This window comes from Methylococcus sp. EFPC2, from assembly GCF_016925495.1.
Classification (GTDB): domain Bacteria; phylum Pseudomonadota; class Gammaproteobacteria; order Methylococcales; family Methylococcaceae; genus EFPC2.
Map to the genome: position 1 here is coordinate 2,185,255 of NZ_CP070491.1, position 12,930 is coordinate 2,198,184.

Consider the following 12,930-nt stretch of genomic DNA (forward strand, 5'->3'; position numbering starts at 1 on the left):
GCTCGTGCAATTCCGTTATTGAAAACTCTGGTGTAAATCCTGCAGACGGTTGACGTCCTTGGCGTGTAACTCGTCCAACGCATGGCACGTGGCCCAGGCACCCGACAGCGTGGTGGTGTAGGTCACCTGCTGCTGCAAAGCCTGGCGGCGGATGGTAAACGAATCGGCGATGGCCTTCTTGCCCTCGGTGGTGTTGATGATGAACTGGACTTCGCCGTTCTTGATCATGTCCACGATGTGCGGGCGACCTTCGTTGACCTTGAACACCCGCTTGCACTCGACACCCGCGTCGTTGATGACTTGCGCCGTGCCGCCGGTGGCGAGCAACTGGAAGCCGAGCTGGGCCAACTTGCGGGCAACCGGAGCGATCTTGGACTTGTCGGCGTCGCGTATGCTGATGAAGGCCACGCCGCTGCGCGGCAATTTGACGCTCGCCGCGCGCTGGGCCTTGGCATAGGCCTCGCCGAAAGTCTCGCCCACGCCCATCACTTCGCCGGTCGACTTCATCTCCGGCCCCAGCAACGGATCGACGCCGGGGAACTTGATGAAGGGGAAAACCGCTTCCTTGACCGAATAATAAGACGGTATGCGCTCGGCGATCACGCCCTGCTCGTCCAGGGTCTTGCCGACCATGCAACGCGCCGCGATCTTAGCCAGCGGATAGCCGGTGGCCTTGGACACGAAAGGCGCGGTGCGCGAGGCGCGTGGATTGACCTCCAGAATATAGATTTCATCACCCTTGATGGCGAACTGGGTGTTCATCAATCCCACCACGCCCAAGGCTTCGGCCAACAACTTCACCTGTTCGCGGATGTTGGCCTGGATCTCCTGCGACAAGTCATAAGGCGGAATGGAGCAGGCCGAATCGCCCGAATGCACGCCGGCCTGTTCGATATGCTGCATGAGCCCGCCGATCAGCACTCTTTGACCGTCACAGATCGCGTCGACATCCATCTCGATGGCATCGTCGAGGAAGCGGTCCAGCAGCACCGGCGATTCGTTCGACACGCTCACGGCTTCGCGCATGTAGCGTTTCAGCTCTTCGTCGTTGAAGACGATCTCCATGGCGCGCCCGCCCAAGACGTAAGACGGCCGCACCACCAGCGGATAACCCACTTCGTTGGCGCCGATCAGGGCTTCTTCCTGGGAACGCGCCGTGCGGTTGGGCGGCTGCTTCAGCTCCAGACGGTCGACCAGCTTCTGGAAGCGTTCGCGGTCTTCGGCCAGGTCAATCGAATCCGGCGAGGTGCCGACGATGGGCGCACCGGCGGCTTCCAGGGCACGCGCCAGTTTCAGCGGCGTCTGACCGCCGTACTGCACGATGATGCCGGTCGGCTTCTCCAGGTGGACGATTTCCAGCACGTCTTCCAGGGTCAGCGGCTCGAAATACAAGCGGTCCGAGGTATCGAAGTCGGTCGACACGGTTTCCGGATTGCAATTGATCATGATGGTTTCGTAGCCATCCTCGCGCAATGCCATGGCCGCATGGACGCAGCAATAGTCGAATTCGATGCCCTGGCCGATGCGGTTGGGACCGCCGCCCAAGACGATGATTTTCTTCCGCTCGGTCGGCAGGGCCTCGCACTCTTCTTCATAGGTCGAATAAAGATAAGCCGTGCTGGAAGCGAACTCCGCCGCGCAGGAATCGATGCGCTTGTAGACGGGGCGGACGCCGAACTTGTGCCGATGCGCCCTTACTTCCGCCTCGCTACTGTCCAGCAACTTGGCCAGGCGCGAATCGGAGAAGCCCTTGCGCTTGAGGCCGTAGATATCCTCGGCACTCAGCGTGGCCAGGATGCGTTTGGCTAGGGATTTTTCTTCCTGGATCAAATCCTCGATCTGCGCCAGGAACCAGGGATCGATGCTGCTGCATTCCTGCACCTCCTGCAACGACCAGCCTGCACGGAACGCATCGGCCACGTAATAGATGCGCTCGGGCCCGGGATGGCGAAGCTCGGTCTGCAGATTCTCGCGCGCGTCTTCGGCGTTCAAATCCTGTTTCGGGCTCAGCCCGTCGACACCGGTTTCCAGGCTGCGCAAGGCCTTCTGCAGCGATTCCTGGAAAGTCCGCCCTATGGCCATGGCCTCGCCCACGGACTTCATCTGCGTGGTCAAGCGACTATCGGCCTGCGGGAACTTTTCGAAGGCGAAGCGCGGAATCTTGGTGACGACGTAATCGATGGAAGGCTCGAAGGAAGCGGGGGTCGCGCCGCCGGTGATCTCGTTGCGCAGTTCGTCCAGGGTATAGCCCACCGCCAGCTTGGCCGCGACCTTGGCGATGGGAAAACCGGTGGCCTTGGAAGCCAGCGCCGAAGAGCGCGAGACGCGCGGATTCATCTCGATCACGATCAATCGGCCGTCGCGCGGATTGAGCGAAAACTGCACGTTCGATCCGCCGGTATCCACGCCGATTTCCCGCAGTACGGCGATGGAGGCGTCGCGCAGTATCTGGTATTCCTTGTCGGTCAGGGTCTGGGCCGGCGCCACGGTAATGGAGTCACCCGTGTGCACGCCCATCGGATCGAAGTTCTCGATCGAGCAAATGATGATGCAATTGTCCTTGCGGTCGCGCACCACCTCCATCTCGAACTCTTTCCAGCCCAGTAGCGATTCCTCGATCAGCAATTCGTGAGTGGGCGAAAGCTCGAGACCGCGCTCGCAGATTTCGACGAACTCCTGCCGGTTGTAGGCGATGCCGCCGCCGCTGCCGCCCAGGGTGAAGGACGGACGAATGATGGCCGGATAACCCACGCGGTCGAGCACCGCCAAGGCTTCCTCGATGGTGTGGGCGATGCCGGAGCGGGCCGAGCCGAGGCCGATCTTGTCCATCGCCTCCTTGAACTTCTGCCGGTCCTCCGCCTTCTCGATGGCATCCTTGTTGGCGCCTATCAGTTCCACGCCGTACTTCGCCAGCACGCCCTCGCGGTCGAGATCCAGCGCGCAGTTCAGCGCGGTCTGGCCCCCCATGGTCGGCAGCAGCGCATCCGGGCGCTCTTTCTCGATGATGGCGGCCACGGTCTGCCAGTCGATGGGCTCGATGTAGGTCGCATCGGCCATCTCTGGATCGGTCATGATGGTGGCCGGATTGGAGTTGACCAGGATGACGCGATAGCCTTCCTCACGCAGCGCCTTGCAAGCCTGTGCGCCCGAATAGTCGAATTCGCAGGCCTGGCCGATGACGATGGGCCCGGCGCCCAGCAGGAGGATGGATTGGATGTCGGTTCTTTTTGGCATCTTACCGTCGGTGATTCGTATTTAATGGCTGGAGTGCATGATGTCGACGAAACGGTCGAACAAGGGCGCCAGATCGTGAGGACCGGGGCTTGCCTCCGGATGTCCCTGAAAGCTGAACGCCTTGCAATCCGTGCGCTCTATGCCCTGCAAGCTGCCATCGAAGAGGGAGCGGTGGGTCGGCTTGAGATTGTTCGGCAGCGAGGCTTCGTCCACCGTGAAGCCGTGATTCTGGCTGGTGATGGCCACGCGCCCGGTCGCGATTTCCTGCACCGGATGATTGCCGCCATGATGACCGAACTTCATCTTCACCGTGCGCGCGCCGCTGGCCAGCGCCAGCAACTGATGCCCCAGACAGATACCGAAGACCGGCGTGCCTGCCGCCAGAATCTCGCGGATGGCGGTGATCGCGTAATCGCAAGGCTCCGGATCGCCGGGGCCGTTGGACAGGAACACCCCGTGCGGCTGCATGGCCAGCACGTCATGCGCCGGCGTTTGCGCCGGAACCACGGTGAGGCGGCATCCCCGCTCGGCCAGCATGCGCAAGATATTGCGCTTGATGCCGAAGTCGTAAGCCACCACGTTGAAGCGCGCCGAAGACGTCGAACGATAACCGCTTTCCAGGCGCCATTCGCCCTCGTTCCAATGATAAGCCTGCCTGGCGCTGACCTCCTTCGCCAGGTCCATGCCTTGCAAGCCCGGAAACGCCCGCGCCCTGGCCAAGGCCTCCTCGACATCCAGCGACGCCCCCGCCGCGATGCAGCCCCGCTGCGCGCCCTTGTCGCGCAGGATGCGAGTCAGCTTGCGGGTGTCCAGACCGGCGATGCCGACCACGCCGCGTTCTTTCAGATAATCCGGCAGGCTCTGCCGGGCGCGCCAGTTGCTGGTCAACAGCGGCACGTCGCGCACGACCAGGCCGCTCGCGTAGATGCCGTCCGACTCGACATCCTCGGGATTGACCCCGACGTTGCCGATATGCGGATAGGTCAGCGTGACGATCTGACGTGCATAGGAAGGATCGGTGAGGATTTCCTGATAGCCGGTGATGGAGGTGTTGAACACCACCTCGCCAACCGACAGACCGTCGGCACCGATGGCGATGCCCCGAAAGACGGTACCGTCTTCGAGTGCGAGCAGAGCGGGCGTTTTCAAAATTCGCTTACCTTCAGATGTGCAAAACGGGAGGAGCCCCAGGCCCTTCCCGTCGTTGTCTTTTGATTTTGCTAGGAGAATTTTACGGGAAAGCCGCCCTGGCTGTCCATGAACAGTCGGACCGCATGCCCAGCGTCCGTCTCGCCCCAGGCGTCCGAACCGATCCGAACAGCTCTATAAAGGGCTATGCCTACGCTAAAAGTTGAAAACCACTCCCCCTCGCCAGCCGGGATCACCCATCTTTCTGCTCCCCCGCCTATCTCCACAACCGCGACCATCCATCTTTCTGCTACCCCGCCTCTCTCCAGCGGGGACCATCCATCTTTCCCCTCCCCCTCTCAGGGGGAGGGCAGGGTGGGGGTTGAGCCTTGATCTGTGCGCTGAACTTCGACCTTGCTTCTTCGCCCGAACATCCCACCTCCATCCCAGTCTCCCAATCGCAAACGTCGCTTCAGTCGCGACCTTCCCCCTCTTAGGGGGAAGGGGCAATAGAGACTATTCTTTCCCCTCCCCCTTCCAGGGGGAGGGCCAGGGTGGGGGTTGAGCCGTGATCTATGCGCTGAACTTCGACCTTGCTTCTTCGCCCGAACATCCCACCTCCATCCCAGTCTTCCAATCGCAAACGTCGCTTCAGTCGCGACCTTCCCCCTGCAAGGGGGAAGGTTGGGATGGGGGTTTTGCGCCTGTAGAAGTCTTCGCACCCCAGGACTTGATGTACGTATCGGGTGCTCTACCCCCTCCCTGACCCTCCCCCTGCAAGGGAGAGGGAGTGAAGACTTTTCAACTTTGCTAAACCCCTTCCCCTGCAAGGGGGAAGGTTGAGATGGGGGTTTTGTGCCTGTAGCAGTCTTCGCACCCCAGGACTTGATGTAAGTATCGAGTGCTCTACCCCCTCCCTACCCTCCCCCTGCGAGGGAGAGGGACTGAAGACTTTTCAACTTTGCTAAACCCCTTCCCCCTGCAAGGGGGAAGGTTGGGATGGGGGTTTTGCGCCTGTAGCAGTCTTCGCACCCCAGGACGTGAGTAAGTATCGAGTGCTCTACCCCCTCCCTACCCTCCCCCTGCAAGGGAGAGGGAGTGAAGACTTTTCAACTTTGCTAAACCCCTTCCCCCTGCAAGGGGGAAGGTTGGGATGGGGGTTTTGCGCCTGTAGCGGTCTTCGCACCTCAGGACTTGATGTAAGTATCGAGTGCTCTACCCCCTCCCTACCCTCCCCCTGCAAGGGAGAGGGAGTGAAGACTTTTCAACTTTGCTAAACCCCTTCCCCCTGCAAGGGGGAAGGTTGGGATGGGGGTTTTGCGCCTGTAGCGGCCTTCGCACCCCAGGACGTGAGTAAGTATCGAGTGCTCTACCCCCTCCCTACCCTCCCCCTGCAAGGGAGAGGGAGTGAAGACTTTTCAACTTTGCTAAACCCCTTCCCCTGCAAGGGAGAAGGTTGGGATGGGGGTTTTGCGCCTGTAGCGGTCTTCGCACCTCAGGATTTGACGCCAAGTGTTGAGCGCTCTAGCCCCTCCCTCCCCCCCCTGCAAAAGGGAGAGGGAGTGAAAACTTTTCGTCTTCCAGCGCAGACATAGCCCCATTCAGATGCCCCGACACCCACAACATAACGCCCTACCCGCCGACGCCACAGCCGCCGAACGTTAACGGGGGATGTACTTATCCAATTCCGGCGAAGAGGCTTTCAAGAACGATATCAAACGTCGGTCCGCTGCGGCCAAATCTTCCCCTTTCGGCGCATAGGTCGTCAGCCTGACCAGGGCGCCATCGGTCCGATTCATGGTCAACGCATCCCAGAACAAATACCACTTGATGACGTATTCATTGGTCAACAGACGGCCGCGTTGCTGGAACCAGTAATACACCAACTGCCTATCCTCACCCTTCTGTATGAGCAGACGATTCACCTTGAATGGCTGTCCTGCCCAGTCCAGCCCATCCAAAGGCACAACCTCATGAGAACCGATCTCCCAACCGCCGCCGGGGATGCACGAACGTGGCGAATGTATGGATTCGCCCTTGCGCTGCGAGGCGTAATAAGCCGAGTAAAAATTGACGATAGACCCTGCCTTGATCCCTTCCCCCACAGGGAGAACGCCTTTATTTATCCCCTCTCCCTCTGGGAGAGGGCCGGGGTGAGGGCTCTTCTCCGGCGCATAAACATAATCCGCCAGAATATAGTCCTCGAACTTCAGCTGATCGATATATTGCTGCTCCAGGCTCCCACGCCGGCCGTGCCAATCATCCAGTTTCAAGGGAAATTCGGCGAAAACCGAACGCGAAGAAACGATTTCCTCACGCCGCTCAAGCGAAAACGAGCCGACCAAAGCGACAATCAGCAAACCCAGTACGGCCCAATATTGTTTTGGCAATTCGCGATCGCGAAACTGTGTTCCCTCCGGCAAAGGCTCTGGAAACGTCAGCCCGAACACATCCATCAAAGGCCTTTTTTGACCGCCTATCTGCGCCAAGACCCACATTTCGGCGATCAATACGCCTGTGCACACCATGAAAATGAACCAGCCTTCAAAGTCATGCAGAAACCCTTCGGCCATATCCTTGCCCCAATACTCCACGGTGACTCCTATTATGCCGATACGAAGGCTATTCATTATCACCGTGACGGGTATACTAGACAGAAAAACCAGCACGCGCTTCCACATTGCAACTTTAAAAAAATACGCGCATATAAAAGCCAAGCTCATTAACGGAAACAAGTAACGAAGACCACTACAAGCTTCGACTACCTGCAATTGCATCGAGCCCAAATCAATAACATTACCTTCAAGATAAACACTAATATCAAACAAACGAATAAAAACAACGCCCAACTTGGACGATAAAAGCTGTAATTTAGAAGATAAATTATTGTAAATAAAATTAGGGAGCGGAATGGAGAAAAAAAGAATCGATATTGGCAACCAAACGCAATTAAATACAGCCTTACCAAACGTAAAGAGAGTTATACCAAACAAAACAATCAGAAAGGCATATTGGACAATTATATACAGCGCGGCAAGCTCCCCTAAAAAAAACAACAGCAACCCACCGAATATAACGGGTATCCCGAACCAAGATGATGTAAAGCGCATCGCAATCAACTCATTCTTGCGTTGCCAAATCAAAAAGAGCGATATAATTGGAATCAAAACGCCATGACTATATTCTTCATAACTAAGCCACTGATCCACAAGATAAAAAATGCCACCCCGAAAAATAAGCCCAACAATACCTAACAACGATATAAATAACATCACTTGGGATGCTGTCAACTTATAAAACACGCCCAAGGATCGCATAGCCGACATAATAATTTACGCCATAAGTATATTAAAAACAAGAAATTCCGATTATCTAACACTGACTTCAACAATGAATTGCAAGTCCAGAGCAATATCTAATATTGTAGCTGACAGCCGCTTATTCCAGCTACATATTGTGTGAAAGCAAAGTTTTTCACTACTCCGTTAGTCGATACCCTACATTCCACCAGAACGTCTTACTCCATCTTAGCACTAAGCACTTACACCCCGTATTCGAATTTATAATAAATCATCTTGATAAGCTCTTGGAGAGCAAACGAAACCGCATCTGAGTTTTTCCACCAATAATGTGGAATCCACCACGCCGGAGATGAAGAAATCAATGTGAAACTCATATCCCCATTAACAATTGCTTCGTAAATCCAAGATAGCCTACGTAAGTGCGGTGGATCACTAACAACTAATACATGAGACCAGCCATTGTCTTTCATTAAGCGTCTAACCAAGCGAGCTTCCTGCCAACTCGAAGTAGACGAAAAATCCGTAATTATACTTTTTCCCTCAACACCGTAGCGCTTTAAATATCTTAATCGCCAATCTTCAGATGGAGGATTAGGTTCGCTAAATCCTGTTACCAATATTTTTTCGCCCCAGCCTTCACGATATAACTCGGCGCCCCTTTTTAATCGATCAAACATCATATTACCGCCAAGTACAACAATTAACTCAGACTTCCGTGGAATACCTGCTGGACCGGAAAAAAAAAACTCGCCATATAGCGACAAAAAGCCTACAGAGACTATTTGGGTTATAATAATCGACATTGGCAAACCGCAAATAATAAATTTACGCACGGTTTTCACAATCTAATATGTGACGTTTTACAACCAGTGAAATAAAGTGGGGGGTTGAAATAAAATTTCGTCGCCACATTCGCTTCGGCTCTTTCAGCAACCGATATACAAACTCTATACCTAGTTGGCACATCCAATCGGGCGCTCTTGGATAGGTACCAGCAAAAAAATCAAAAACCGCACCAATTGAACCGATCACTGAAGCGCTAAGTTTCGTGCGATTTGCTTCAACCCATTTCTCTTGTTTAGGCGCCGTCATGCCAACCCAAAGCACATCGGGTTTAGCCGCGTTAATTTGTTCAATCATTCTCTGATTCTCATCTTCGGACCACAAACCAAATGGAGGAGATAGAACTCCGCATAACTCCAACGATGGGAACGTTTTTACAAACCGCTGTGAGATAAGATCAAGGACATGCTGAGAAGACCCAAAAAAGAAGACCCTACCACCTCCACTCTCGTTAAGCGACGTCATCAATGAAAAAAAATAATCTGCCCCGGTAATTCGTGGACCAATAGAAATATTCGAAATTCGTGCCATCACGGTAACCCCAACACCATCAGCCACTATTAAATCTGCACACTTCAATGCCCGAAAGAAATCCAAATCCTTCTGTGCTTCAACAAGAGAGTGAGGGTTTGCGCAAACAAATGTTAGAGGCTCAGATCCTGCTGCTATAGCACCAACGCTCTTTTCAGTAATTTCTTGCAAAGATGCCAGGGGTATGGATATACCTAAAAGGGAAGCTCTCACATCCATAATCTACCTACAGCTTAGATGAATTATAAAGACTCATACACTTATTATAAATCATTAAAATATCTTCAATATTTTTTTCCGCCGTGTATTTTTCCTCGAATACTGCTAAGGTAGATTTACGTAAGTTAACCAAACCTCCCCGATTATTTAATAAGGAGATAAGTTTTTCTGCTAAATCCTTGGGGTTTCCCGGCTCAAACTTTAATCCGGTAATACCATCCTCTACTACTTCGTTTAATCCACCAATAGCAGAAGCAAGTACTGGCGTACCGACTGAAAAAGATTCAATAGCTACCATGCCAAATGTTTCGTACCATATAGAAGGCATTACCATAACTAACGCATGTCCAAGTAGTTCTAGGACTTCATCGTGGCTTCTCAAACCTAAAAACTCAATATTATCTGACACTGACGCCGCCAACGATTGTAACTCTTGCATCAATGCCCCATCCCCAACAATCTTAAGTGAGACGTCACGAACATACTTCCACGCTTCAATTAATATTCTGACACCCTTTTCCTCAGATAACCGCCCAATAAATAAAACATAATTACCATCACCGGCCCCCTTAATAGACGGACGCGATACAAAATTACCCTTAATTTCGATACGATCTCGTGGAAGTCCACCTTCAATGAGAATTTCAGCCGCAAAATTAGTAAGCGCTATATATCGATCGACGCCGGACACATAAGCTCCCCGCCAGCGATTGCTTTGAATTGTCATTACCTGAGCCGCTGTCGCAGCAAAAGAGCCTCTATAACAGCGGTGTATTAGTGCAGGCACCAGATTACCATTAACGCAATCGAGACACGGTTTGCCATCTCTCAGTAATAATGCATTAGCGCAAATAGATCGAAAATTATGTAACGTTTGGACTACAGGTACCCCATTGTCATGACAAGCTGCATATACACTTCCGGATAATTGAGGGAATGTATTATGAAAATGTGCGATATCCGGCTTTTTCGCCACGATCAGTTTAGTCAATTCATCATAAATATGTTTAGACCAAACACTATCTATGGCTATACGAACTTTACTTGATAATGTTCGATCATCTATATCATCATTAAACTTTTCAAACGGGATTACTTCCGCATAACGTTCAAGTAATTTTTTTTCACTGCGATAAACAGAATCTTCCCCGCTTGGAGCTGTAGATCGATAAAAATTGTGAGCCAATAGAACTTTCACCAATAAATTCCTTTACGAAAAACCTACTAAATCAGCTCTTATAAATATGCATTCCCAAACGCCATAATTCCTTTGGCATATCTAGCTATCATATTCTCTAAGGTATATCGCTGTTTAGCTACGGAACAGCCATCTCTAAGTCTGTTCAATAAAATATCAGAATTCATAATTTCAGCGACTCGACGAACGTAATCGCTTACATGATTATCTGAAATAACTCCGTTGATACCAGATTCTAAATAACCAATCTCAGGACTATGATATGGTATATTAGTAGTAACCAAAGGGGTGCCAAGCGCAAACGAATCTAAAACGCCTAATCCAACCAATCCTGGCATCAAAGCTAACTTAGACAACAAAAAATAAGGAATGATGTCGGTACCAAATTTGGGACCTACATAATGAATCCATGGCCATTGCATTGCGGCCCGTTCAACTAGGTTTTGTTGAGGCCCATCTCCGATCAATATAAGATGAAAATCCGGGATTTTTGTGCGAAGTTGTGCCGCGGCATCCATTAAAAACTCTATGCGCTTACCTTCGTACATACCCCCACAATATATACCTACCTGTGAAGAATTAATATTTAGCTTCCGCCGGAGAATTGATAGTTCATCTGGGCTAACTAAACCAGCGCCTCTCACTAACCTTTCTGTATCGATTGCATTATCGACAATTGTAATTTTCTCCCGAGGAACGCCAAGTGAATTGACATAAGCTCCAGTTTCCTCTGTATACGCAAACCACCAATCAATTTGCGAAATAAGTAAAGCCTTTATATTTTCCGAGTAATTATCATCTTTAGTTGCTTGATGATTTTTACCATGCCCCCAATACGCAATTCTGGGTCGACTTCTAACCGTCCTTAATGCAAGTAAACAATAATTAATTAGCAACCTATTAGCTTGTTCTATAATAACAAGATCACTAGAAATGGTCTTATTTAGACAATGCTGCCAAACTAGTTCATATCTACCCACATCGAAATAAGTGTTTTCAACCCATTGCAACCATTGATAATCTACATTCACAGAACGAGGAACGGTTCCCGGCTTCTCTCTGCCTGCCAATAACGTGAGCCGAACCCCCTTTTTTTCCAATTCAGAATTGAGTCCTTCAAAAAAAGGAACTCTATAATGTGGAAGCACTCGTTGAATAATCGTCAAAGAAATCATTATGATAAGACGGCTAAATTAAGTTGGGATACTAATTTTACTATTGCTCATCAACAGCGAGGCCCTAGCCTTATTGGTAACATAATTCTTACTCGCACTAAAAGTCGCGACCATCATGAAAAGCACGCTATTATAGACAGTAACTGCATAGATAACATTTTCAGCCAAATTAGAAATGGACAGAAATATCAGAATGAAAAATTCCAGTGACAAATTTCTATAACTATCGTTCAAATATAATTTAGCAATAGCTTGTAAAACGATGGCGCAATAAAAAAAAGTACCAACAACACCCACATCTAACAAGGACTGAATATATCCGTTATGCATTGTTGTAGAGCCTATATTTCTTCCAACATTGAGATCATCCTTATCATTTAGCATAATGGACGACTGATCCTTATTTAAGGCCGCCGCCCCGGCCGTAATGCCAACACCTAGCCAAGGATTCTTCTTAAATGCTTCAAAAGCATTTTCCCAAATTGAAACGCGCCCTGTTAAATTGGAGATTGTTTCAATTCGCATAAATTTTTCTATGGAGACGCTTCTCACATTAATATCTAGCGAGTTAATTGAAACTACCATAGAAACCAATAAAAATAAGCCAATATAAATAAGCTTCCTTAACTTTCTATAATATATAAATACAGTTACTACTACCGCCACTAGGAAAGCAACCATAAATGTCCTAGATTGAGTAATAATTAAACAAGGAAATCCAACTCCAAAAGCCAGTAATCTCATTAAAAGTGGAAGTTTATGAAAACATCCAATTCCTATTAATACGCCGGCACTGGCACCAATCATGCCCGATTTTGGCAAAATTCCGCGAAACCTTAACTCGCCACCATAAAGAGTTTCGTATACCAAGCTTGGGCTAACTATAAGTAACAATAGACTAATAAACAAAATAGCGACGTAGCACCAAAAAGTCGCAGTAAATAGGGATGAATTTATATTTTCCGGTGCGCTTCTTTCATAATAAGAAATTGAGAACAAAATAACTACCGATATCGAAATTGCCTGAAATGCAACATACCCTACTTCGACTGCACCGATAATTGATATTAGAACCGACACAATATAACCAAACTGAGCCCAATATCTACCCAGCCTTAAAACCGAACGACTTGTTAGAAGCCCATATATTCCAAAGAAAGCCACCAATAACAAAGCTATCGCTCTTGGTATATCTAGTAGTGCCGGCGAATAAAGCGTATTTCTAGCAATTAACGACACACATAGAAACAAGGCAGCTAACTTCATAAGGTTTTATAATTCAATAATATTAAGAAATCAC

General features: G+C 50.3%; 8 protein-coding genes. All 8 read right to left on the bottom strand.

Going from position 1 to position 12,930, the window contains the following annotated elements:
- Positions 1-15 precede the first annotated feature (15 nt).
- Complete coding sequence (carB, locus tag JWZ97_RS09190; RefSeq protein ID WP_205434454.1) at positions 16-3,234, bottom strand: carbamoyl-phosphate synthase large subunit; 3,219 nt, start codon at positions 3,232-3,234, stop codon at positions 16-18.
- Between the two features lie 21 nt (positions 3,235-3,255).
- Positions 3,256-4,383 (bottom strand): glutamine-hydrolyzing carbamoyl-phosphate synthase small subunit, encoded by a 1,128-nt coding sequence (gene carA / locus JWZ97_RS09195; protein WP_205434455.1) that lies wholly within the window; start codon positions 4,381-4,383, stop codon positions 3,256-3,258.
- Positions 4,384-6,023: 1,640 nt separating this feature from the next.
- Positions 6,024-7,664: an exosortase C-terminal domain/associated protein EpsI gene (locus JWZ97_RS09200; RefSeq protein ID WP_240342557.1), complete on the bottom strand. Its 1,641-nt coding sequence runs from the start codon at positions 7,662-7,664 to the stop codon at positions 6,024-6,026.
- 239 nt (positions 7,665-7,903) lie between these two features.
- Positions 7,904-8,497, bottom strand: coding sequence for a YdcF family protein (locus JWZ97_RS09205; RefSeq protein WP_205434456.1), 594 nt, complete (start codon positions 8,495-8,497; stop codon positions 7,904-7,906).
- Positions 8,490-9,257 (bottom strand): WecB/TagA/CpsF family glycosyltransferase, encoded by a 768-nt coding sequence (locus tag JWZ97_RS09210; protein WP_205434457.1) that lies wholly within the window; start codon positions 9,255-9,257, stop codon positions 8,490-8,492. The genes JWZ97_RS09205 and JWZ97_RS09210 overlap by 8 nt, the downstream gene beginning before the upstream one ends.
- Before the next feature lie 7 nt (positions 9,258-9,264).
- Positions 9,265-10,455 (bottom strand): glycosyltransferase family 4 protein, encoded by a 1,191-nt coding sequence (locus tag JWZ97_RS09215; protein WP_205434458.1) that lies wholly within the window; start codon positions 10,453-10,455, stop codon positions 9,265-9,267.
- 38 nt (positions 10,456-10,493) lie between these two features.
- On the bottom strand, positions 10,494-11,630 hold the full coding sequence (locus tag JWZ97_RS09220) for a glycosyltransferase family 4 protein (protein WP_205434459.1): 1,137 nt from the start codon (positions 11,628-11,630) through the stop codon (positions 10,494-10,496).
- Between the two features lie 18 nt (positions 11,631-11,648).
- The gene (locus JWZ97_RS09225; RefSeq protein ID WP_205434460.1) at positions 11,649-12,896 is read right to left on the bottom strand and encodes an O-antigen ligase; all 1,248 of its coding nucleotides are present in this window, start codon (positions 12,894-12,896) and stop codon (positions 11,649-11,651) included.
- Positions 12,897-12,930: the final 34 nt, after the last annotated feature.